A 23,437-nucleotide genomic window follows, 5' to 3' on the forward strand; every position below is an offset into this window, starting at 1 on the left:
CCGACGAGCCAAAGACCGAATCCACTCCCGCCATGACCGATTTTAAGAAACTCACCGACGCCGAATGGCGCGCCCGCCTCACTCCCACCCAATACCACGTCCTGCGCGAAGCCGGCACCGACCGTCCCTACGGCGCGGCCTACGAGGAATTTAAACACGAGGGAGCCGGCACCTACGTGTGCACCGGTTGCGGCGCCACGCTCTTCACCTCCGAAACCAAATTCGACGCCCGCTGCGGCTGGCCGGCCTTCTTCGACGTCGCCGACACCAACACCGTCACCCTGCACCGCGACCGCTCCATGGGCATGGAGCGCGTCGAAGTCGTCTGCACCCGCTGCGAAGGCCACCTCGGCCACCTCTTCGAAGGTGAAGGCTTCAACACCCCCACCGACCAGCGCTACTGCATCAACGCCACCTCCCTCCGCTTCATCCCCGACGACCCCGACCCGATCGACGACTGAATTTTTTAGCCACAAAAAGGCACAAAAAATCACCAAAACCAGCTCCCCAAAACCTGTGGGTCGGGCTTCATGCCCGACAGTCCCTACTTCATTTTTTGTGCATTTTCGTGCCTCTTCGTGGCTAAAAAAACACCTACCTCACCGCGCCAGTAGCTGCATTGGAGCGCAGCGATCCCGCGGTCGCGGGATGGCCCTCACCTCCTCCGCCCCCCGGCAGCTGCAGACGTCCACCAAGTCCTTCCTTCCTTACTTACTTTCGTTGCCGCCCAAAGAACCTAGCACTTCGACGCCGATGGTCGTCGGGCGTAAAGCCCGACCCACAATTACGTGACTCTGCATGATGTGGGTCGGGCTTTACGCCCGACATCCGTTCTCCTGTAAAAAACCATGCCCGCGACGGACCCGACCGCCACCAGCGCCACCACGTCCAACCGCTCTTGGCGCGGCTGGTGGATTTTCCTGGCGATCGGACTCGTCGGCTACCTCGTCCTCACCTTCGGCGTTTTCGCCCTGCACGAGTGGGCGCAGTTCGATGAGCGCCTCGCCTACGCCATCATGATCACACTTGTCATGATCGGTAACTTCATCGCCAACCGACGCATCGTTTTCCCCGCCGGTCGCACCGGCGCTCCTGCCCGCCAGGCCGTCAAATTCCTCATCGCCGCGCTCACCTTCCGCGTCATCGAGTTCATCCTCTACAGCCTCTGCATCGGCCCGCTCGGCATCAACTACCTCGTCGCCATCGCCGTCACCTCGGCCGTCGCGTATTGGGCGAAATACTACGTCTTCTCCTTCTGGGTTTTTCGCTGACCGCGCCGACCCAGCCCCCTGCCCAACATTACATTTTCGTAAGGTAGCGGGTCCGCCCTTGAAGTCAGCGGACTTCGGGTTTTTTACCGAAACTCCGTCCCCTTCACTGCCCATGATTGAAGTCAAAGGTCTCTCCAAAACCTATGGCAACAAACCCGCCGTCCGCGACGTCAGTTTCAAGGTCGAGCGTGGTGACATCCTCGGTTTCCTCGGTCCCAATGGTGCCGGCAAATCGACCACCATGAAAATGATCACGGGCTTTCTGCAGCCCACCGCCGGCACCGCCATCGTCGGCGGCCACGACGTCACCCGCGACCCCGTCGCCGTGAAACGCCAAGTCGGTTACCTGCCCGAGAGCGCGCCCTCCTACGGCGAGATGACCGTGCATGAGTTCCTGCTCTTCATCGCCGAAGCCCGCGGCTTCCGCGGCGCGAACCGCCTGCCGCCCGTTGACCGCGCCATCCGCCTCACCCATCTCGAGTCGGTCCGCCACCAAACCATCGAGACCCTCTCCAAAGGCTACAAACAGCGCGTCGGTTTTGCCCAGGCCCTCCTCCACGATCCCGCCGTGCTCATCCTCGACGAGCCCACCGACGGCCTCGATCCCAATCAGAAGAACGAAGTCCGCGCCCTCATCAAAGAGCTCGCCACCGAGAAAGCCGTCGTGCTCTCCACCCATATTCTCGAGGAAGTCGGGGCCATCTGTAATCGCATCATCCTCATTTCCGAAGGCCGCGTCGTCGTCGACGAAACCCCGGCCGAATTCCAGGCCCGCCAACCCGGCGCCCGCCTCGACACCATCTTCGCGTCCCTCACCACCTCCGACGTCTGATTTTGTCCTAGCGAGGAGTTAGTAGCGAGTAGCGAGCATCCGACCCGACGAACGCCGCCTTCGCACTGCCTTCTACTCACTACTCGCTACTCACCACCCGCTACTTTTCCGCCGCCATGCAACAGGTCCTGCCCGTCTTCAAACGTGAGTTCCTCGGCTACTTCCGCTCTCCCGTAGCCTACGTCTTCCTCATCGTTTTCCTCATCGCCGCCGTCGGCCTGGCCTTCTTTGTCGGCCAGATTTTTGAGGCCGGCGAAGCCAGCTTGGAACGCTTCTTCATGTTCCATCCGTGGCTCTTCCTCTTCCTCGTGCCCGCCGCCGGCATGCGCCTGTGGTCCGAAGAGAAACGCACCGGCACGGTCGAGCTGCTCTTCACCCTGCCCATCACCACGCTCGAAGCCGTGCTCGGCAAATACCTCGCCGCCTGGGCCTTCCTCTGCACCGCCATCGCCCTCTCCTTTCCGATGGCCCTCACCGTCGCCTACCTTGGCGATCCCGATTGGGGCGTCATCCTCGTAAGCTACCTCGGTTCCATGCTCATGGCCGGCGCCTACCTCGGCGTTTGTTCGCTCACCTCCGCCCTCACCAAAAACCAGGTCATCTCCTTTGTGCTCAGTGTGACCGTCTGCTTCGTCCTGCTGCTGCTCGGCTGGAGCGTGTTCAGCGAAGTCCTCGAAGGCCTCTTCCCCGTCGCCGTCGCCGACGCCATCGCAAACTTCTCCTTCATCACCCACTTCGATCCTTTCACCAAGGGCATCGTCGATCCGTCGGACGTGATCTTCTTCCTCTCCCTTTCGGCCTTCGCGTTGTTCCTCAACGTGCTCGCCCTCGAACGCTGATTCCCCATCGCCGCCCCTCCGCTCGCCATGAAACCCAGCGCCAAACTCACCGCCGCCGCCCTGCTCTTCGTCGGTCTGGTCCTCATCAACTACCTCGCGTCGCAGCTGCCCTTCCGCGCCGACGCCACCGCCGAAAACATCTACACCCTGTCGCCCGGCACCAAGTCCCTGCTCAGCAAAATCGAGGAACCCGTCGTTCTCGACTTCTACTACTCCCGCAACGCCGAGGGCGTGCGCATCGATTACAAAAACTACGCCGCCCGCGTGGAGGAAATGTTGCGCCAATACGAACGCGCCGCCCGCGGCAAACTTGTGCTCAACCTCATCAACCCCGAGCCCGACACACCCGAAGAGGAAGCCGCCACCCGCGCCGGCATCCAACCGCAGGTATTCCCCGGTGCCATGAGCCAGATCTACTTCGGCCTCTCCGCCACCCAGGCCGACCTGCAGGAAGCCCTCCCCGCCTTCAACCCGCGTCGCGAACAGTTCCTCGAATACGATCTCTCCCAACTCATCTACAGCGTGCAGGTCTTCGAGAAACGCCGCCTCGGCCTCATCACCTCGCTCCCCCTGCAGGCCCCGCCCTTCAACCCCATGATGCAGCAGATGGGCCAGCGCCCACCGCCCGATCAGTTCGTCATCGGCGAGTGGCAACGCACCTTCGAGATCGTGCCCATCGAGGCCACTGCCACCGAGCTGCCCGCCAACCTCGACGTGCTTGTCATCGCCCACCCGCAGGGACTGTCACCGGAACTTGAATACGCCATCGATCAGGCTCTGCTCGGCGGCACCCCGGTGCTGCTCGCCCTCGACCCGTCATCCGAACACTTCAAGCGCCAGACCAACCCGCAACAGATGATGATGGGCGGCGGCGCCCCCAACCTCTCCTCCGACCTGCCCGACCTGCTCAACGCCTATGGCATCACCTACGTGAGCGGCAGCATCACCGGCGACCTCGAATACGGGGCTCAGGTGCAAACCGGCGCCGGCCAAATCGCCACCTTCCCCCACTGGCTGCAGTTGCCCGTCGAGGCCTTTAACACCGAGGTTTTGCCCACCGCGCAGCTCAACACCATGGTGCTCATCGAAACCGGCCACCTCGCCCTCGCCACCGGCAGCGACCTCGAGTTCACCCCGCTCATCCAGACCTCCACTCAAGCCGGCGACATCCCGCCCGCGGTCCTCCAGTTTGGCATGTCCAACAACATCGCCGGCGAGCTCTCCCTCTCCGGGCAACAGACCCTCGCCGCCATGGTCACCGGCACCTTCCCCACCGCCTTCCCCGACGGCCCGCCTGAATCCGAAAATGTAGGCAGCGAGCTTGCTCGCGCTCCGACCGTCGAGAGCGGCCAAGGAACGTTGGTCATCATCGCCGACACCGACTGGCTCATGGACGACTATTCCGTGCGCCGCGTGAACCTCTTCGGCATGCAAGCTGCCGAGCCCATCAACGACAACCTCGCCTTTGCCTCCAACGTCGTCGAATACCTCGCCGGCTCGCAGGACCTCATTTCCATCCGCACGAAGGGCAGCTCCCAACATCCCTTCACCGTCGTGCGTGAAATGGAAGCCGCCGCCCAGCAGCGTTACCAGGAACAGCTCGCCGCCCTCGAGTCCCGCCTCAGCGAAGTGCAGGCGCAGCTCTCCCAACTCCAGTCCCAGGTCGGCGACAACGGCATGCTCGTCGCCTCGCCCGAAGTCGCCGCCAGCATCGCCGAATACCAAACCCAGGAAGCCGAGATGCGTCGCGAGCGCCGCGACATCCGCCGCGCCCTCCGCGAAGACATCGACGCCCTCAAACAGCGCCTCGTCTTCACCAACCTGCTCGCCGCTCCGCTCCTCCTCGCCGGCTTCGGCCTCTGGCTCAACCGCACCCGCCGCCGCCGCCACTAAGCCGCCGCCCGCCCTGCCTTCATCTTCTTTTCAGCCTCAGCCATGAATCTGAAAACCCTCTCCCTCGCCGTCATCGTGCTCGCGCTCCTCGCCGGCGCCGCCGCCTTCTTCAATCGCCCGACGCCCCCGCCCGACGCCGATCCTCGCGTCGACCAAGCGCTGCTCGACGCCTCCACGGCCAACGGCACCACCGAACTTTCCCTCACTCAAAACAGCAACACCGTCACCCTCCGCCACGACGCCTCCACCGACACTTGGCGCGTGAGCTCCTACCACGACCTGCCCGCCAATGTGACCAAGTTGCGCACCTTCGTGCAAAGCCTGACCGACGCCAAAATCCAGCGCGTCGTCACCCGCAACCCCGAGCGCGCCGCCCGCCTCGAACTCGACACGGCGTCCATCGAGCTCACCACCACCGACGGCTCCACCTGGTCCGTCGACCTCGGCAAAAACGCCGAACGCGGCGGTCGCTACCTGCGCTTCGATGACGCCCCCGACGCGCCCGCCTACCTCGCCGACTTCTCCGGCTACCTCGACACCACCGCCAAAAACTGGGCCGACACCAAGCTCACGAGCCTCGACCGCGACGACATCGCCACCATGACGATCACCTTCGCCGACGAAGCCCCCATCACCCTCACCCGCGAATCCGCCACTGCCGACTGGACTGCCGCCGATCTCCCTGGCGACCAACAGGTCAAAGTCGGCGCCATCTCCAGCCTACTCTCCGCCGCGACCAACCTCCGCTTCACCGCCGTCACCGCCCCCGACGTTCCCGACGCCATCGAAGCCGGCGCCAACAGTCGCACCCTCACTTTCACCACCTTCGACGGCGAGACGCTCACTCTCAACCTCGGTCGCCGTCCGGAAAAGACCGTCGTCAAAGCCCCTGAGCCCACCAACCCCGCCGACCTCGTGACCGAAGCCACCACGGCAACCGCCCCCGAGTCCGCCGACGAAGTCCTCGAAAACCTTACCGAAACCCTCCCCGCCGGCCCCACCTACGCCACCGTCACCGGCCCAGCGACCCTCGCCCCTCTCGCCAGCTATCAGAGCACCCTCGCCTTCCAAATCGGCGACTACACCTACACCAGCCTCCCCGCCACCCACGAAGCGCTCCTGGAATCTAACCCAGAGTAACAGGAGAATCAGGCCCCCGGCCCCGCCCCACCCCAGCGCATCCCTCTCCACCAGCGTGCCTTACGATACAGTGTCACGTAATACGTGACACTCGGACAGAGTCCCGGAAGTGGGCTAAACGGCGGGTCGGCCGGGGTTGATCGCTTGAATATTCAAAATCTCCGCTTGAGTTCGCATCATCATATGCCGATATGACGATTCATCATGACTCAAGACCGAGCCATCTCCTCGCTTTTCTCCGCCGACCGTCCCCTGCGTTCCCTCGAATTTTTCCCGCCGAAGAGTGAGGACGGCGTGACGGCCCTGCGCGAGACCGCCCAGGCCCTCAGCGGCATCGAGTGGGATTTTGTGTCGGTCACCTACGGCGCCGGCGGCACCACCCGCGACCGCACCGCCCAGGTTTCCTCCATGCTGAAGGATGAGCTCGGCTTCACCGTCATGCCCCACCTGACCTGCGTCGGCCACAGTCGCACCGAACTTGAGGCCCACGCCGACCGCCTCCACGCCGACGGTTTTCGCAATATCATGACCCTGCGGGGCGACCCCCCTAAGGGAGAGACCACCTTCACCCCGGCGGCCGATGGTCTGCGCTACGCCAACGAACTCGTCTCCCTGCTCAAGTCGCGCCACGCCGACTTCTGTCTCGGCGTCGGTGGTTATCCGGAGAAGCACCCCGAAGCGACCTCCCTCGAAGTCGACCTCGACAACCTCAAACGCAAGGTCGACGCCGGGGCGGATTTCATCACCACCCAGCTCTTTTTCGACAACGCCATCTACTTCGACTTCGTGGAAAAATGCCGGGCCCGCGGCATCACCGTGCCGATCGTGCCGGGCATCATGCCAGTGCTCTCGCTCAAACAGATCCAGCGCATCGTTGAACTCTCCGGCACGCGCCTGCCCGACGCGCTGCGCCGCCGCCTCGACGTCGCCGCCCCTGATCCGGCGGTGGTGGAAGTCATCGGCATCGACTGGGCCCTGGACCAGATCCGCGACCTCGTCGCCCGCGGCGCCCCCGGCTACCACCTCTACATCCTCAACCGCGCCCGCCCCGCCCTCGCCCTAGCCGCCGGCCTGGCCGCGTAACCCGCGCCCCTCGTCGGTGCTCTGTGGGTCGGACTTCACGTCCGATAACCGTTGCCTCTCGGCCCCAGCAGCCCCCCCTCCGACCAAACGCGGGCGACACGCCCGCGGCTACAACCCTATCCAAGTGTAGCAGCTGCCGCCTGTCCCACGACTGCGGTGATCTCGGCCGCTCCCCGTTGCCCCTCCGCCGCCCACCCGTAGCGGCGGCTTCAGCCGCCGACTCCTTCAGCTCGCCCGCGCCTCGGCAAAAACAATGCCGGCTAAAGCCCGGCACTACGCCCGGCCCTCCGCACCCTCTCCCTCTGCCTCTCCGCCCCCAGCCCCAAACCGCCCGCTGCCCACGCCGACCACTGACTTTGCGCAGCGACCGCCCACGGAGCCGACCGCGCCGACCGCGCTCCGGCCGCGCATGATCGGTGGCGCATGAACAAACCGACTTCACTCATCCTGCCTCTGCTTCTCGCCGGCGGAGCGCTCCTTGCTCAGGACGAATCGGCCCGCCCCAGCCCATTCACCTTCGAATTCGATGTCATCCACACCGCCAACCTGGCCATGGACCTCCCCAGCGGGGCCACCGAGGATATGCGCAACACGCAATACGCCTTCGAGCTGGAATACGATCTCGTGCTCGACGAACACGGCCGCCGCGTTCTCGGCTTCGGCTTGGAGGTCAGCCGGGACGAGTTCGGCGGCAACTCCCTCACCGGTTTGGTGCCCGAACAGTTCTCCAGCATCGGCCTCGAAGTCTCCTACCTCCACGTGTTCAACGAACGCTGGTTGTCACTCACCGCCCTCACCGTGAGCAACGCCACCGCCGGCACCGACGAGTGGGACGATGATGGTCTCGGCGTGCAAGGTCTCGCCCTCGCGCGCTACACCTTCAGCGAGTCCCTCAACGCCACCTTCGGTATCTACGTTGATTCGCTCGGCGTCGGCAGCGACAAGGTCAATCCCGTGCTCGGCGTGCAATGGACCCCCTCCGAGCGCTGGCGCATCGACATGGGCGTGCCTTCCACGGGCGTGACTTACATTCCGAACGAACAATTCGAATTCGGCCTGGTGGGCAACTTTCGCTCCGACGTCTTCGCCCTAGATCAACCCTATCGACAACCCCGCAATTGGACCGACGGCGCCAAGGTTGAACTCCTCGATATCCGCCTCGGGGCCCAACTCAAATGGCACCTCACTCCCGTCGCCCGCCTGGAGCTCGAGGCCGGCAGTGTGCTCTATCGCGAAATGGAATTTCACTACGACGATCTGCACGTGGATTTTGAATCCGACGGCTCCGGCGTCTACGGCCGCATCAAAATGTCCTTCGACTTCTAAGACCCGTGTCCTCCTCCGCGCCTCCCCGCACCGGCCGCTATTGGGTGTCGCGCGGGTTCCTCACCCTCAGCGCTCTCGGCGTCGCCGGCTACGCCCTCGCTATCTACGCGCGCATCGCGTGGACCGGCGATCCCAGCGGCCACGACGTTGACCTCTCCTCGATCGTCACCGCCCCGCGAGTCGTGGCCCTGCACGCCCTCACCGGCGCAGTCGCCCTGCTCAGCGGCCTGCTGCAAATCCTGCTCGGCATCCGCTTTACCCTCAGTTCCTGGCACCGTCGCGTGGGCCAGGTTTATGTCGGTGCGGTGCTCGTCTCGGGTCTGAGCGGACTCGCCATCGCCCCGCTGGCCGAGGGGGGCGGGATGGGCAAATCCGGCTTCGCGCTGCTCGATCTCTGCTGGCTTGGCATCACCGCTCACGGTTGGATCGCCGCCCGTCGTAGCCGTTTCGGTGAGCATCACCGCGCGATGGCCCGGAGCTTCGCCCTGACCTGCGCCGCGATCACCCTGCGTCTGCAACTCGGGCTCGTTTTTGCCCTCGGCCTGCCGTTCGCTTCCTCCTACGGATGGATCGCCTGGTTGTGCTGGGTGCCCAACCTGCTTGTCGTCGAATATTGGATACGTCGCCGCTCAACTCCCTCCTGACCCTTCGTCCCGTCACCTCCGCCTCCCATCCGGCGCGGCGGCGCTGGATCGGTCCCCCGGCCTACTGGGGCATGCAGGCGGCCGGCTGGGGCGGATACTTCCTGCTCAGCATTTCATCATTGCTCGTCGAGCGCGGCGAAGGTGCCGCCCTCGATGTGCAGGACTCGCTCGCCATGGTGGTCTTTGGCGTGCTCACCACCCACCTGTTGCGGGTGTGGCTGATCGCCATTCGCCGGCGCCGCCATTCCGGTTTCGGTTTTGCCTGGCGCCTCCTGCTCTGCGCCGTCGCCGGCGGTTGGGCGCTCGGGGGGGCCATGTCCTGGGTGAGCATCAACTTGCTGCCGCGCGAGGGCTTGGCGCTGGAGCTGATCGAAAGCGCCGGGCCGATGACGGACTATCTGGAAATGGTCACGCGCTCGATCTTCTTCGTCGGTGTCTGGCTCGCCCTCTACTTCGGCACTCACGTGTATTTCGAATACCAAGAAGGGCTGCGGGAACGCCTGCGGCTCCAGTCGATCGCGCGCGAAGCTGAACTCGCCGCGCTCAAAGCGCAGCTGAATCCCCATTTTCTCTTCAACTCGCTCAACACCATCCGCGCGCTCATTCCGCGCGACTTGGATCGACCGCGCGATGCCGTGACGTCGCTGTCCGAGCTGCTTCGCACTGCCCTGCAACAAGGCACGGTGGAACACGTGTCGCTGGCCATGGAACTGGGCATGGTGGAGCACTACCTGAGCCTCGAACACCTGCGGCATGAAAAACGCCTGACGGTGGAACGTGACTTTTCTCCGGACGCCCTTCGCTGCGAGGTCCCGCCCTTTGCCCTGCAAACGCTGGTGGAAAATGCCATCAACCACGGCATCGCCCAACGCCGCGCCGGCGGCACCGTCGCTCTCTCCGCTCACCTGCGCGATGACCGACTGGAGATTCGCGTCACCAATCCCGGTTGTCTCGGCGCGGGCAGCACCTCCACCGGCGTGGGTCTCACCAACGTGCGCGCCCGACTTGAGCTACTTTGGGGCAGCGCGGCCTCCCTCGAGGTGGTCCAAGCCGCCCCCGACCAAGTGGTCGCGACCTTGCTCATGCCTGCCCGCATCGCCTCTCTCAACGCCAGCGCATGAAGATCGTAATCATCGACGACGAACGCCTCGCTCGCGAGGAACTCCGGAGCCTGGTCGAGGACCTGCCGGACGCTCGCGTGGTGGGCGAGGCCGGTGATGCGGCCGACGGCGTGCAAGTCGTCCAGGCGCTCCAACCCGATCTGATCTTCCTCGATATCTCGATGCCCGAGCAGTCCGGTTTCGATTTCCTGCAAATGCTGCCCGCGCCCCACCCGCGCATCATTTTTGTGACCGCCTACGATGCGTTTGCGCTGCGCGCCTTCGAGGTCAACGCCGTCGACTACCTCATGAAACCCGTCGTGCCGGAGCGCCTCGCCGAGGCCTATGAGCGGGCCCGTCAGGTCAACCGCGCCCCCGATTCTGCTCCGCCCCCCGACACGCCCTCTCCCCTCACCGCCGCCGACCGCCTCCCATTGCGCGAAGACGACCAGGTGCTGCTCCGCGAAGACGACAAATGCTACTTCGTGCCGCTCCGGCGTATTCGCCTGTTGGAGGGCGAGGACAACCACACCCGGGTCTGGTTCGACGATCAGAATCTCATGCTTTACCGCACCCTCGTTTCGATGGAAGAACGCCTGCCCACGAGCATGTTCCTGCGGGCCAACCGCGCCCAGCTCGTCAACCGCCACGTCATCGCCAAAGTGGAGCCGTGGTTCAGCGGCACGATCAAAGCCACCCTACAGGACGGCACCGAGATCGAGTTCTCCCGCCGCCAATCCAAACTCTTCCGCGAACGTATGGGTCTTTGATCGAGCCTAAGTCAGCTCGCCCAGCCCCCAAACCGAGTGGGTCGAATTTCACGTCCGACCGCGTTGCCTCCCCGCCGCCCACCCGTAGCGGCGGCTTCAGCCGCCGTCTCCTCCAGCGCACCCGCGCCCCGGCGAACACAATGCCGGCTAAAGCCCGGCACTACGCCCGTCCCTCCGTGCCCTCTGTGCCTCCTCCGTGACCTCTGTGTCCCCAAGCCCTGCCTCTCCGCCCCGCTGCCTCTCGGCCACTCAACCGCCCGCCATCACCGGCCGAAACCCCGCCTCGCGCAGGATTTCCGCCACCGGCTCGCGCTTGTCGCCCTGGATCTCGATGACCCCGGCCTTCACCGTGCCGCCGCAACCGCAGACCTTCTGCATGCGCTTGGCCAACTGCTGCTTTTCCTGCTCACCGATGCCCACAAAACCCGATACCGCCGTGACGGTTTTGCCGCCCTTGCCGCCCGTAAGCCGGCGGATTTCCACGCGCCCACGATTCGTATTGGGCTGACCCCGCTTGGACGTCTTCTCCGGCTGCGCCCCCTCATCTTTGCCCGCGCTCGGCCCCGGCCCGCTCGGCAGATTACTCAATCCACCCAGCCCGCCGAGCGCGCCAAACGGGTTCTGCCCGAGATCTGCCCCACCGTCCGTCGAAATTTTGTTACCCTTTGCCATCGATCATCTTTCAGCGTTTCGAGCGCATCGTTCCGACGCGTTCAGTGTTTGCCTCCGCAGATGCCGGCCGGGATGTCTCCCTCGCCTTCGAGGAACATCAGCGCCTTGGCGTAGCTGCGGTTTTGCAGGAAGTGCACCAGCCGCGGCGGCAGCTGCCCGCGGCCCGCTTCGAGGAAGCCATCCAGACGCGCCATTTCGGTCGCGATCACGGCGCCATCGCCGCTCTGAATGGCGCTCATCAGACTTTCAAGAGAGATCTTTAGCTCACTTTGCATAAGGTCGAATAGGGTTATTAATGACGGTCTTCCTTCGAGTAAGTTCTCCTCAAACTTGCACGCAACCCCGCGCTTCAGTCCGGGATCCCCTTGAGAAAACCGCGGTGATGCTTTGCCCTGCCGACCAAATCGCTACATTAAAACGACTTCTAGTTGGACCACCGCGACGCCCGTTTTGAGACGCTTCGCGGTTTCTTTTCCTCTCCTCTCTCATGAACCCATCTTCCCTTTCCACCGGCGCAAACGCTGAGTTGTTCGAGCAACTCTACGAGCAATGGGTGGAAAACCCCGACTCGGTCGACGCCACCTGGCGCGCCTTCTTCCAAGGTTTCTCGCTGGGCCACTCCGGCGGTCCGCTCACCACCGCCGCGGCGTCCTCCGCCGGGGTCAACGTGGTCGACAGCCGCAAGCAGGTCATGGCGATCCGCATGATCAATGCGCACCGTTCCCACGGTCACCTGCAGGCGCATCTCGATCCGCTCAACCCGCCCCCGCCGGCGCACCCGAAGCTCGAACTCTCCGCCTTTGAGTTCACCGAGGCCGACCTCGACGAGTCCTATACGCTGACCCGCTACAAGGGCGGCGGTCAGATGAAGCTGCGCGACATCGTGTCGTCGCTGCACCAGACCTTCAGCGGCACCATCGGTGTCGAATACATGCACGTGGGCGACATGGAGGCCCGCGATTGGCTCCAGGCCAAGATGGAGGCCTGCAACAACCAGCCTTCCTTCGACACCTTCCGCAAAACCCAGATCCTGCGCCGCGTCCACAAGGCCGAGATCTTCGAGCAATTCCTCCACCGCAAATTTGTCGGCCAAAAGCGCTTCGCCCTCGAAGGCGGCGAGACCCTCATCGCCGCGCTCGACTCCCTCCTCGAAAAGTGCCCCGAGCTGGGCGTGCAGGAAGTCGTCATGGGCATGGCTCACCGCGGCCGTCTCAACGTTCTCGCCAACATCCTGCGCAAGCCCTTCGACGTGCTCTTCGACCAGTTCTCGGAGAACTACATCCCCGACACCGTCGCGGGCGACGGCGACGTGAAATACCACCTCGGTTACGAGGCCGTCCTCCCCACCAAGACCGGGGGCGACGTCGAGGTCCGCCTCGCCGCCAACCCGTCCCACCTCGAGATCGTCAACCCAATCGTCGAGGGCAAGGCCCGCGCCCGTCAGCGCATCCGCCAAGACCTCGAACGCCGCCGCGTTTGCCCGTTGCTCATCCACGGTGACGCCGCCTTCGCCGGCCAGGGCGTCGTGGCCGAGACCCTCCAATTCTCCCAGCTCCCGGGCTACCGCACCGGCGGCACGGTGCACTTCGTCATCAACAACCAGATCGGCTTCACCACCAATCCGGCCGACGCCCGCTCCACCCGCTACTGCACCGACGTCGCCAAGCTCATCGAAGCCCCCGTCTTCCACGTCAACGGCGACGACCCCGAGGCCGTCTGTTACGTGACGCAGCTCGCCCTCGAATTCCGCGTGAAGTTCCAACGCGACGTCGTCGTCGACATGGTCTGCTACCGTCGTCACGGCCACAACGAGTCCGACGAGCCGCTCTTCACCCAGCCATTGATGTATAAGACCATCCGGTCGCACCCGTGGGTCTCCGAGATCTACACCAAGAAGCTCGTCGCCGAGGGCACCATCACGCAGGAAAAGGCCGACGCCATCATCAAGGAATACTCCGACGCCATGGAGGCCGCCTTTGAGAAGGCCAAGGAAAACGACGCCGCCCGCGCCGCCCGCAAGGAGGAGCAGGACCAATTCCGCGGCTCCACCGCCATTTTCCAGCCGGGCTACAGCCACGCCATCGTGCCGACCGGGGTCAGCCCCGACTCGCTCAAACGCGTGTCCGATGCCCTCACCTCCACGCCGGAAGATTTCCACATCAACCGCAAGATTCAGCGCCTCCTCGACAACCGCGCCAAAGCCTTCAGCGAAGGCGGCCCGATCGAGTGGTCCTACGCCGAATCCCTCGCCTGGGGCACCCTCCTCGCCGAAGGCACCCCCGTGCGCCTATCCGGTCAGGACTGCCGCCGCGGCACCTTCAGCCAACGCCACGCCTACCTCTACGATGCCGAAACCCGCGAGCGCTACGCGCCGCTCGATCACGTCTGCGAAGGCCAGGCCAAACTCTGCGTTTACAACTCCTTGCTGTCCGAAGCCGCCGTGCTCGGTTTCGACTACGGCTACTCGCTCGATTACCCGGACATGCTCTGCCAATGGGAAGCGCAGTTCGGTGACTTCGTGAACGGCGCGCAGGTTGTCATCGACCAGTTCATCGCCTCCTCCGAGTCCAAGTGGCAACGCGTCTCCGGGATCGTCCTCCTCCTGCCTCACGGCTACGAAGGTCAGGGCCCCGAGCACTCCTCCGCCCGCCTCGAACGTTTCCTCCAGCTCTGCGCCGAGGACAACATTCAGGTCTGCAACATCACCACCCCGGCCAACTTCTTCCACGTGCTGCGTCGCCAGATGCACCGTGACTTCCGCAAGCCGCTCGTGGTCATGTCGCCCAAGTCCCTCCTGCGTCACCCCGCCGCCGTTTCCCAGGTCGAGGATTTCCTCGAAGGCACCGCCTTCACCGAAATCATGTTCGACCCCACCCCGGCCGAGGACACCAAGCGCCTCATCCTCTGCTCCGGCAAGGTCTACTACGACCTCGACGCCTACCGGAAGGAGAAGGAGATCACCGACACCACCATCGTGCGTCTGGAGCAGTTGTATCCACTCCACGAGGACGTCCTGCGCGAACTCGCCGAGACCCATCCGAACGCCAAACTCATCTGGTGCCAGGAAGAACCCGCCAACATGGGTCCGTGGTCGTTCATCGCTCCGCAGCTCGAAAAACTCTTCGGTCGCCAGGCCACTTATGCCGGTCGCGACGCCGCCGCCTCCCCCGCCGTCGGCACCATCGCGCAGCACAAAGCGGAACTCGCGCAATTTCTGTCGGAAGCTTTTAGTCTTTAAAACCCTCTCTCTTCACCATGAGCAGCGAAGTCAAAATCCCGTCCCTCGGCGAATCCATCAGTTCCGGCGTGCTTGCCAAGTGGCACGTTGCCGACGGCGACACCGTCAAATCCGGCCAAGCCCTCTTTGAGCTCGAGACCGACAAAATCACCCAGGAAGGCGTCGCCGAAGCCGACGGCGTCATCTCGCTCAAAGTCGCCGAAGGTGACGAAGTGAAGATCGGCGAAGTGATCGCCGTCATCGCCGAGGGCGCCGCCGCACCCGCCAAGGACGACTCGGAGGACGACGCTGTAGCCGGGAGCGGTGACCCCGGCCCGGACTCCGCCGCCAAATCCACTGCCGTCTCCCCGGCGGTGCGCCGCGTGGCCGAGGAAACCGGCATCGATCCGGCAGGCGTCGAAGGCACCGGCAAAGACGGCCGCGTGACCAAGGGCGACATGCTCTCGGCTGCCAAGGCCGCCGAAAGTGCCAAGAGCCAGAAACCCGCGTCCGCCCCCGCTCCGGCCGCTCCAAAAGCCGAAGTCAAAACTCAAAAATCCTCGTCCGGGGAAGCGAAGCAGACCCGGAAGAAGATGACTCCGCTGCGCGCCAAGATTGCGGACCGCCTCGTGCAGGCCCAGCACCAGGCCGCCATGCTCACGACCTTCAACGAAGTCGACATGAGCGGCGTGATGGCGCTGCGCAAAAAGTATCAGGACGCCTTCGTGAAGAAGAACGGCTTCAAGCTCGGCTTCATGTCGTTCTTCACCAAGGCCGTCGTTCACGCCCTCAAAGAAGTGCCCGGCGTCAACGCGATCATCGACGGCAACGAGATCGTCCAGAACCATTACTACGACATCGGCGTGGCCGTCTCCACCGACAAGGGCCTCATGGTCCCCGTCGTGCGCGACTGCGACCAGCTTTCCCTCGCCGGCATCGAGTCGTCCATCGCGGAGGTCGCCAAGCGCGCCCGTGACAGCAAGATCACCCTCGCCGATCTCGAAGGCGGTGTCTTCACCATCACCAACGGCGGCATCTTCGGTTCCATGTTGTCCACGCCGATCCTCAACGCGCCGCAGAGTGCGATCCTCGGCCTGCACGCCATCAACGATCGCCCCATCGCGGTCGACGGCCAGGTGGTCATCCGCCCGATGATGTATCTGGCGCTCAGCTACGACCACCGCCTCGTCGACGGCAAGGAAGCCGTCACCTTCCTCGTGAAGGTGAAGCAAGCCATCGAAGACCCCGCCCGCCTGCTGCTGGATCTCTGATCCAGCAGCCGTAGCGAGTAGACAGTAGCGAGTAGCGAGCACCTCCCGCTCGCTACCTTTCCTACTCACTACTCGCTGCCCACTACTCGCTACTTTCCCGCAAGCCATGTCCGAATCTTCTCCCTCCTCTTTCGACGTGCTCGTCATCGGCGCTGGTCCCGGTGGCTACGTCTGCGCCTTCCGCGCCGCTCAGCTCGGCCTCAAGGTCGCCCTCATTGAAAAGCGTTCCACCCTCGGTGGCACCTGCCTCAACGTCGGCTGCATTCCCAGCAAGGCGCTGCTCGCTTCCTCCGAGCACTTCGCCTTCAACCAACACCACGCCGCCGAACACGGCATCAAGCTCGACAACCTGTCCATCGACGTGGGCGCCATGCTCAAGAAGAAGGAAGACATCGTCGGCAAGATGACCGGCGGTCTCGCCGGCCTCGCCAAAGCCCGCAAGGTCACCGTCCTCAACGGCACCGCTTCCTTCATCGACGCCAAGACTGTCGCTGTAGCCGGGGTCGATGACCCCGGTTCGTCCACCACGGTCACCGCGCGTCACATCGTCATCGCCACCGGCTCCGCGCCGGTCGAGCTGCCCTTCCTCAAATTCGACGGCGAGACCATCGTCTCCTCCGATCACGCCATCTCCTTCACCGCCGTGCCCGAGAAACTCGTGGTCGTCGGCGGCGGCGCCATCGGCCTCGAACTCGGCTCCGTCTGGGCTCGCCTCGGCGCCGATGTCACCGTCGTGGAATTCCTGCCGCAGATCGCCGGCGCCGCCGACAAAGACGTCGTGCGCAACTTCACCCGCATCCTCAAGGCCCAGGGCCTGAAGATCGAGGTGAACGCCAGGGTCACTGGTTTCAAAGACGGTGTGCTGACCGCCGAGCGCGACGGCAAGACCCTCGAATTCCCCGCCGACAAGGTGCTCGTTTCAGTCGGTCGCCGCCCCTACGCCGATGGCCTCGGCCTCGACAAAGCTGGCGTCGAACTCACCGACAAGAAGCGCATCAAGGTCGACGCCAAGCTCAAGACCACCGCCGAGGGCATCTACGCCATCGGTGACGTCGTCGACGGTCCCATGCTCGCCCACAAGGCCGAAGAAGACGGTGCCGCCGTCGCCGAATGGATCGCCGGCAAAGCCGGTCACATCAATTGGGACCTCATGCCGGCCATCATCTACACCGATCCCGAGATCGCCACCGTGGGTATGGGCGAAGACGCCGCCAAGGCCGCGGGCAAGAAGGTGAATGTCGGCAAGTTCAACTTTGCCGCCAACGCCCGCGCCCACGCCAACGACGGTGCGGACGGTTTTGTGAAGATCATCGCCGACGCCGAGACCGACAAAATCCTCGGCGCCCAGATCCTCGGCAAAAACGCCGGTGAACTCATCAGCGAAGTGGTCACGCACATGGAATACGGCGGCAGCGCCGAGGACCTCGCCCGCACCATCCACGCCCACCCCACCATGAGTGAGGCCGTAAAGGAAGCCGCCCTGGCCGTCAGCAAAAGCGCCATCCACGCACTGTAAGCGCTAGAGTCGCCTATCCACGCCGGGAGCCCGTCGATGCCGAATCTCTTCATCATCGCGGGCCCCAACGGCGCCGGCAAAACGACCTACGTGAAGCGCTTTCTCCCTCAGGAGATGCGTTGTCACGAGTTCGTGAACGCCGACCTCATCGCGGCCGGTCTTTCTCCATTCGCACCGGACGCGGCGTCGTTCGCCGCCGGTCGCATCATGCTCGACCGCGTTCGCTATCTGATCTCTCGCCGAGAAGATTTCTCGTTCGAAACCACCTTGTCCGGCCGAGCTCACGCCGCCCTACTACGTGAAGCGCTAGCGGCCGGATATTCCATCCGTTTGGATTTTCTGTGGATCCCCGATCTCAGCATCACGCGTGATCGCGTCGCGCAGCGGGTGCGCAAAGGGGGGCACCACATCCCCGAAGAGGTTCAACAACGGCGATTTCTGCTCGGCATCCGCAACCTCGCTCTGCTTTACCGACCGCTCTTGGACGAGTGGCGTCTCTACGACAACACCGTGGGAAAACCGCACCTCATCGCCCGCGAACGTGACCGCCACCTTGAAATCGTCGATGCCGGTCGCCTTGCCATCATCGAACAATCTGCCAGCGTGAGCTTTATGTCCGGTCCCACCCACAACACCGCGGTTGAAGACCCCGCCGCCGTAAGGTTCGACGAAGAAACTCGCCGCTCGATGCGAGCCATGCGCAAGGCCTTCGCGGACGTTGTGCTGGAGAACAAGCAATGGGGCCTGCCCGTCATCCAATGGCGGGACGGCATCGGTAAAGTGGAGATACCCGCCGAACAGCTCGAACCCTTGGCTCGCCGCATCCTCGAAGTGGACGGCGATCCCCTGCCGGAAGCCGAAGAGCAGGCCCTGCTCGCGCACGTCAAAATCTAACCTCGAACGCCCACCGGACTTCCCAGTTGGGAGCAAGGCGCCGCGGAACCACCTGGTGCCCCCGGGCACGTCGTTTTCACTCTTCACCCTTCACTCCTCACCATTCTTTGAAACTCCTCCTCTGGGACATCGACGGCACCCTGCTCGCCTCCGGCGGCGCGGGGATGCGCGCACTCGAAAAAGCCGTATCCACGGAATTCCTACACGGCGAACCCGCTGACCTGACGCAGATTGATTGGGCCGGCCGCACCGACCGTTGGATCGCCGAGGCCATCTTTGCCCAATATGGCATCGAGCACACCCCGGAGCACGTTACACGTCTGCTCGACACCTACATCGGCAACCTGCCCGACTACCTCGAACGCCTCTCGACCGTGCTCCCCGGCATTCCGGAGATCCTGACCGCCGTCGACCAACGCGACGACATCCACCAGGGCCTGCTCACCGGCAATCTCGAGCGCGGCGCAGAAACCAAGCTCGGCCACTTCGACCTCTGGCGACACTTCGCCTTCGGCGCATTCGCCGACGACAGTCCGCGTCGCAACGACCTCGGCCCACACGCCCTGCGGCGCGCGACGACCCACACCGGCATCACCTTCGATCCGGCCAACGTCTGGATCATCGGCGACACCCCGCACGACATTGCCTGCGGCAAAGTCATCGGCGCCCGCACCCTCGCGGTTGCGACCGGTCATCACTCGCGCGAAGAACTCGCCGCCCACCAACCCGACGCCCTGCTCAACGACTTCGCCGATCCCGCCACCTTCTGGACGCTTTTGAGTTAAAGTGCGCTGTCACGACCACGGCCTCGTTCAAACCGGCTGCGCATGTGATCAATCCACTCGGCCGGGCCATGCAATTGCTCCAACGCTGCGAGGTGATCCAGGAACGATTCATCCTTCACGACTAGCGCTGTCGTTAGGATCTCTTCACCCAAATGAATCTCGGATTCATCAACCGGAAGCAGTTCATCTGATTCGAGTTTTTTGAGCCTCTGCGCCTCGCGTTCCGCGTGGGCGCTAAGGCAGCGATGCAGATAAGCTAGTGCATCTTCCCGCGAGACCCCGGCCGCCCATGCCACCGGAGAAAAATCCAGCCTCACCGTCAGACGGTCTGGCAAAAGCGTTCCTTGGTGAGCGAGAACGTGTATTCGAGAAAGCAAGACCTCGGTGAGGCGCCAGTCATCGCTGTCCGCCAGCAGTCCATATTGGTCGGCGGACACTCGCTCAAACCTCACCGTTCGATCCTTCCATTCCGGCCAAGGGACAAAGCCGATCCATCGCCGAAAAAACGACTGCCACCGCGAGCCCCAAGCGGGCACCTCCACGCACTCCATTTTCAGGCCGGAAAATACCCGCTCAATCACGCCCAGCACTTCCGAGTCATCGGGCCGATCCATCAGGAACGGCGACAAGTCCGTCTCCATGGCCGAAACTTCAACGAACCGTGCTTCGGCGTTCAGCGCTTGCTGGCTGTCTGGATGGAAGAGTTCGAAGCCTCCACTCCATCGTTTCGTGAGAAAGAAGATCCCAGCACTGTCACCAGGCCACAATTGCAGTCTGGGATCGGCGTGAACCATCAACGACGATTCCCCCTCCCCCTTGAGCCACCGCTCCACCCGCACCACCCCCTCCTTTCCCGACATCTCACAGGTGCCAACCACTATGACGTCCGCAAGTTCACGGAGTTCTCCCAGGGTCATGCGCCCCCAGTCGGTCGCCCGAGCTGGGATCAGCCCGCAAGCGAACATGACCAGCCAACTGACCCGTTGTCTCCATCGCTGCATCTCAATCGTGCCAGCGTTTCTCGCCGGCTTCGATGGCTAGATCCAAGTAGTCCTCGTCGCGCGGGATCGCGCAGCCGTAGGCCGGTGAGTAGGCGCACCACGGGCTGTAGGCGCGGTTGAAATCGATCGTGTAGACGTGGTCCGGGTCGGGGTTAAATTCGAAGTCGAGGTAGCGCCCCACTTCGTAGGTCGAGTCGCCGGTCGTGCGATCGGTGAACCAGATGCTGTAATAAAAGCCCGGACCATGGGCCATGCGGTAAACCCGCACGGTGTGGGTCTCGCCCTCGCGCTCAAAGCTCAGGAATCCGTAGAGGTGTCCCTTCCGCTCGCGCCCCTTGGTGTCAGAAATCGTCACCGGCTCCAGTTCCGGATAAACCGTCAGCGTGCTTTCGAACACCCACGCCGGATCCGGCGCGAAGTAGTGCAGCGGCGCAAAGTCCACCGGGTGCTTTTCCAAGTTGAAGGGCGACGACGCGTCATCACGCATCCACACATCCTTCTCCGCCCGAGCCGCCAGCACCGCCTCCGCCGTCCACGGCGCGTCCTCCTCGCCCCGTAAACCAACAACCATACACAGTAGCATAACAAGGGAGGCGACATGGCGTGCAGGGCGGCAATGCATCGCTCGATTCAACCTCATTCGAGGAGGTGGTCAATCGGGCTTCGCCAAGCCTTGATATCGATCAGAAAACGTATCGCACCGCCCGGCCAAGGCCCGATACTGCGCAGGATGATTCGGAAAGGCCGACTCCCCGGATTGATCATCCGCACAATTTTGCGGCTCTTCGCCATCGGCTCACTCAGCACCGTCGGTCACACCGCCCCGAACGGACAGAGCCCTGAGCACATGGCGATGCTCTCCTACGCCTCCTTGGATCACATTCAGTGGGGTGAACCGAACCGCGGCATGACCTTGGGCATCGAGGATATCGAAACCTCGGTAACGTTTCCGCTCTCCCCCGTAATCACTATCCATCTGGCAAATCAAACTGACGAAACCATCTCCAATCTCATGAGGCAACGCGCCTCGTTCATCGTGGAGATCGATGGTGTCATGTATGGGGAATCGTCGATGGGTGGCGCGATCGGTCAGTTGCGGCCAAGAGAGACATGGGGGCCGTATTATCTCTCCACTCAGTATTTCAAGCGCATAGCCCCCGCCAAGCGAGGGGTCCATGACCCCGACGCGCCTGCACTGACCCTCACTTCCGGCCACCACATTCTGCGCGTTCATTTTGGCCACATGAACTCGGTGGTGAGTCCACCGATCGCTATCGAGATTACTATGGTCCCCTATCCGGAAGCCGAGGCCGCAATCGAATTCTCTCAAGCGCTGCGCAGTTCCAATCAGGATCGTCGTCGTGACGCCGCGCTGCGAACCGGCGAACTCCGCGTCCGTGGCGCTATCCCTGCCCTCATTGATACGTTGGCGGATCGCGATCCCACCACCCGCCGTTATGCGGCGACCTCTCTCGGCCAGATCGGCGACCGAGCCGCGTCGGAAACCGCCCTGCGTCAGAGCCTGAACGATCCATCGATGGAGGTTGTTTTCGCCGCCGCCGAAGCGCTGGTTTCCTGTGGAGTCCCGCTCGATACCGCCTGGATCGAACCCGTTATCCGCTCCGAGGAGTCGATATTTCAGAACGCTATCTGGCTCATTCGCCGCCACGCCGGAGAGGCTGCCGTGCCCGCGCTGATCCGCTGTCTGGATCCCAACGACCCGAAGGTATCAAGCTACTATAACTATACCTTGGTCTGGCAAATCGGTGCCTGCGGCGGCCCCAGCTATCGGTTCAACCACGACTTCGACGGGAAGGGCACGCCGGAGCAAGTAGAGGAAAACCGTCAGACCCTCAGCCGGCTGATAGCGCTTCTATCCGAGTCCTGATCCCGCTCTCGCTCGGCAAGAGGTTCCAGGCGAAGGGCCCCGTTTTTTCGTGTCTTTCGTGTTTTTCGTGGTTTCTCCTTTTTGCCCCATGTCCCAGACCTTCTCCATCGCCATTGGATCCGACCACGCCGGTTTTGCCTACAAGGGCAAGATCATCGAAATGCTCCTCGCCGAGGGCCACACCGTGAAAGACATGGGCACCTACTCGCCCGAGTCCTGCGACTACCCCGACTGGATCCGCCCCGTCGCCGAAGCCGTCGCCCGCGGTGAGTTTCAACGCGGCATCGTGCTCGGCGGTTCTGGCAACGGCGAAGCCATCGTCGCCAACCGCGTTAAAGGCGTGCGCTGCGGCCTCTGCTGGAACGAACAGGTCGCCACCTGGAACCGCTCCCACAACGACGGCAACGTGCTCTCCCTCGGCGAACGCACCGTCACCGTCGAAGAGGCCCTGCACATCGTCAAAGTCTGGCTCGCCACCGAGTTCGAAGGCGGCCGCCACATCAAGCGCATCGAAAAGATCGACGCCTGAGCGCCGCTTCTTCGTCCACCCCTCTCCTTCGCGCCGGTCTGCCGCCGGCGCTTTTTTTGGCCCCGCTCCGTCGCCACGCGACCGTCGTGGCCCCCTTGCGCCACCGCCAACGCACGTTAGTCTGTAGTATGAAAACGACGACCGCCCGGCTCGCCGGCCACCACTACCTGCACCTGCCGGGGTCCGATCCCGGCGCGCCGCCGCTCCTCCTCCTCCACGGCACCGGCGGCACCGAACGCGACCTCGTCTCCCTCGCCCAGCGCCTCTCCCCCGGGTCAACCCTGCTCAGCCCCCGCGGCAACGTCTCCGAAAACGGCGCCAACCGTTTCTTCCGTCGCTTCGCCGAGGGCGTCTTCGACTACGACGACGTGCGCGCCCGAACCGACGCGCTCGCCGAGTTCATCAGCGCAGCCTGCACCCAACTCGACATCGCGCAGAACCGCCTGCTGGCCTTCGGCTTTTCCAACGGCGCCAACATCGGTGCGACGCTTCTCCAGCGACAGCCCACCGCCCTCGCCGGTGGCATCCTGCTCCGCCCAATGGTGGTGCTCGATGAACCCGCCGCGCCCGATTCACTCACCGGCAAATCCGTCCTGCTCGCCAACGGCACCTTCGATCCGATCATCCCCGCAGATCACCCCGAACGTCTGGCCAAACTACTCGCCGCCGGCGGCGCCACCGTGCAACGCCACACCAGCGCCGCCAGCCACAACCTGACCCCGGCCGACCTCGAGGCCGCCACCGCTTTCCTCGAGTCACTCTAAGA

The 23,437-nt window shown here is 63.7% G+C and carries 23 protein-coding genes; 19 read left to right on the forward strand and 4 right to left on the reverse strand.

The genetic code is table 11. From position 1 onward, the window contains the following. The first annotated feature begins 32 nt into the window (after nt 1-32). The 11 genes from msrB (at nt 33) to K1X11_RS08640 (ending at nt 10,898) form a co-directional block, all read left to right on the forward strand. Entirely contained in the window at nt 33-461 is a 429-nt protein-coding gene (msrB, locus tag K1X11_RS08590) for a peptide-methionine (R)-S-oxide reductase MsrB (protein WP_343212921.1), read from the forward strand. Between the two features lie 387 nt (nt 462-848). Further along, entirely contained in the window at nt 849-1,271 is a 423-nt protein-coding gene (locus K1X11_RS08595; protein ID WP_221029846.1) for a GtrA family protein, read from the forward strand. 112 nt (nt 1,272-1,383) lie between these two features. Next, nucleotides 1,384-2,103, forward strand: coding sequence for an ABC transporter ATP-binding protein (locus K1X11_RS08600; protein ID WP_221029845.1), 720 nt, complete (start codon nt 1,384-1,386; stop codon nt 2,101-2,103). Between the two features lie 116 nt (nt 2,104-2,219). After that, on the forward strand, nt 2,220-2,942 hold the full coding sequence (locus K1X11_RS08605) for an ABC transporter permease (RefSeq protein ID WP_221029844.1): 723 nt from the start codon (nt 2,220-2,222) through the stop codon (nt 2,940-2,942). Nucleotides 2,943-2,969: 27 nt separating this feature from the next. Beyond that, nucleotides 2,970-4,835, forward strand: coding sequence for a GldG family protein (locus K1X11_RS08610; protein WP_221029843.1), 1,866 nt, complete (start codon nt 2,970-2,972; stop codon nt 4,833-4,835). Nucleotides 4,836-4,877: 42 nt separating this feature from the next. Then, the gene (locus tag K1X11_RS08615; protein WP_221029842.1) at nt 4,878-5,975 is read left to right on the forward strand and encodes a DUF4340 domain-containing protein; all 1,098 of its coding nucleotides are present in this window, start codon (nt 4,878-4,880) and stop codon (nt 5,973-5,975) included. A 204-nt stretch (nt 5,976-6,179) separates the two neighbouring features. Further along, nucleotides 6,180-7,058, forward strand: a complete 879-nt coding sequence (gene metF / locus K1X11_RS08620) for a methylenetetrahydrofolate reductase [NAD(P)H] (RefSeq protein WP_221029841.1) — start codon at nt 6,180-6,182, stop codon at nt 7,056-7,058. Between the two features lie 423 nt (nt 7,059-7,481). Beyond that, nucleotides 7,482-8,384: a DUF6268 family outer membrane beta-barrel protein gene (locus K1X11_RS08625; protein ID WP_221029840.1), complete on the forward strand. Its 903-nt coding sequence runs from the start codon at nt 7,482-7,484 to the stop codon at nt 8,382-8,384. Between the two features lie 5 nt (nt 8,385-8,389). Next, a complete protein-coding gene (locus tag K1X11_RS08630) occupies nt 8,390-9,028 on the forward strand; it encodes a DUF2306 domain-containing protein (RefSeq protein ID WP_221029839.1) in 639 nt (212 codons plus the stop codon). After that, a complete protein-coding gene (locus K1X11_RS08635) occupies nt 8,998-10,149 on the forward strand; it encodes a sensor histidine kinase (RefSeq protein WP_221029838.1) in 1,152 nt (383 codons plus the stop codon). The genes K1X11_RS08630 and K1X11_RS08635 overlap by 31 nt, the downstream gene beginning before the upstream one ends. Next, nucleotides 10,146-10,898 carry a LytR/AlgR family response regulator transcription factor gene (locus K1X11_RS08640; RefSeq protein ID WP_221029837.1) on the forward strand — a complete coding sequence of 251 codons (753 nt, stop codon included), beginning with the start codon at nt 10,146-10,148 and terminating at the stop codon, nt 10,896-10,898. The genes K1X11_RS08635 and K1X11_RS08640 overlap by 4 nt, the downstream gene beginning before the upstream one ends. Nucleotides 10,899-11,147: 249 nt before the next feature. Here the strand turns inward: K1X11_RS08640 and K1X11_RS08645 are convergent, their stop codons facing one another. Both K1X11_RS08645 and K1X11_RS08650 read right to left on the reverse strand, forming a co-directional pair. Continuing rightward, nucleotides 11,148-11,570, reverse strand: a complete 423-nt coding sequence (locus K1X11_RS08645) for a translation initiation factor (protein WP_221029836.1) — start codon at nt 11,568-11,570, stop codon at nt 11,148-11,150. 41 nt (nt 11,571-11,611) lie between these two features. After that, nucleotides 11,612-11,809, reverse strand: a complete 198-nt coding sequence (locus K1X11_RS08650; RefSeq protein ID WP_225919311.1) for a hypothetical protein — start codon at nt 11,807-11,809, stop codon at nt 11,612-11,614. 248 nt (nt 11,810-12,057) lie between these two features. Here K1X11_RS08650 and K1X11_RS08655 point away from each other — a divergent pair, with 248 nt between their 5' ends. The 5 genes from K1X11_RS08655 (at nt 12,058) to K1X11_RS08675 (ending at nt 19,253) form a co-directional block, all read left to right on the forward strand. After that, on the forward strand, nt 12,058-14,808 hold the full coding sequence (locus K1X11_RS08655; protein WP_221029834.1) for a 2-oxoglutarate dehydrogenase E1 component: 2,751 nt from the start codon (nt 12,058-12,060) through the stop codon (nt 14,806-14,808). 17 nt (nt 14,809-14,825) lie between these two features. Continuing rightward, the gene (odhB, locus tag K1X11_RS08660; RefSeq protein WP_221029833.1) at nt 14,826-16,058 is read left to right on the forward strand and encodes a 2-oxoglutarate dehydrogenase complex dihydrolipoyllysine-residue succinyltransferase; all 1,233 of its coding nucleotides are present in this window, start codon (nt 14,826-14,828) and stop codon (nt 16,056-16,058) included. Between the two features lie 106 nt (nt 16,059-16,164). Further along, entirely contained in the window at nt 16,165-17,574 is a 1,410-nt protein-coding gene (gene lpdA / locus K1X11_RS08665) for a dihydrolipoyl dehydrogenase (RefSeq protein ID WP_221029832.1), read from the forward strand. Between the two features lie 36 nt (nt 17,575-17,610). Further along, a complete protein-coding gene (locus K1X11_RS08670; RefSeq protein ID WP_221029831.1) occupies nt 17,611-18,468 on the forward strand; it encodes an ATPase in 858 nt (285 codons plus the stop codon). A gap of 107 nt (nt 18,469-18,575) precedes the next feature. Then, a complete protein-coding gene (locus tag K1X11_RS08675; RefSeq protein ID WP_221029830.1) occupies nt 18,576-19,253 on the forward strand; it encodes an HAD family hydrolase in 678 nt (225 codons plus the stop codon). Here K1X11_RS08675 and K1X11_RS08680 read toward each other — a convergent pair. Continuing rightward, the gene (locus K1X11_RS08680) at nt 19,250-20,170 is read right to left on the reverse strand and encodes a hypothetical protein (RefSeq protein WP_221029829.1); all 921 of its coding nucleotides are present in this window, start codon (nt 20,168-20,170) and stop codon (nt 19,250-19,252) included. The genes K1X11_RS08675 and K1X11_RS08680 overlap by 4 nt on opposite strands. Before the next feature lie 85 nt (nt 20,171-20,255). Further along, on the reverse strand, nt 20,256-20,825 hold the full coding sequence (locus K1X11_RS08685; RefSeq protein ID WP_221029828.1) for a DUF1684 domain-containing protein: 570 nt from the start codon (nt 20,823-20,825) through the stop codon (nt 20,256-20,258). Nucleotides 20,826-21,011: 186 nt separating this feature from the next. Here K1X11_RS08685 and K1X11_RS08690 point away from each other — a divergent pair, with 186 nt between their 5' ends. The 3 genes from K1X11_RS08690 to K1X11_RS08700 all read left to right on the forward strand — a co-directional run bounded on the left by K1X11_RS08690 (nt 21,012) and on the right by K1X11_RS08700 (nt 23,435). Then, complete coding sequence (locus tag K1X11_RS08690) at nt 21,012-22,142, forward strand: HEAT repeat domain-containing protein (RefSeq protein WP_221029827.1); 1,131 nt, start codon at nt 21,012-21,014, stop codon at nt 22,140-22,142. A gap of 88 nt (nt 22,143-22,230) precedes the next feature. Further along, nucleotides 22,231-22,671: a ribose 5-phosphate isomerase B gene (gene rpiB / locus K1X11_RS08695; RefSeq protein ID WP_221029826.1), complete on the forward strand. Its 441-nt coding sequence runs from the start codon at nt 22,231-22,233 to the stop codon at nt 22,669-22,671. Nucleotides 22,672-22,799: 128 nt separating this feature from the next. Next, on the forward strand, nt 22,800-23,435 hold the full coding sequence (locus K1X11_RS08700) for an alpha/beta hydrolase (protein WP_221029825.1): 636 nt from the start codon (nt 22,800-22,802) through the stop codon (nt 23,433-23,435). The last annotated feature ends 2 nt before the right edge of the window (nt 23,436-23,437 follow it).

The organism is Actomonas aquatica (assembly GCF_019679435.2).
Taxonomy (GTDB): domain Bacteria; phylum Verrucomicrobiota; class Verrucomicrobiia; order Opitutales; family Opitutaceae; genus Actomonas; species Actomonas aquatica.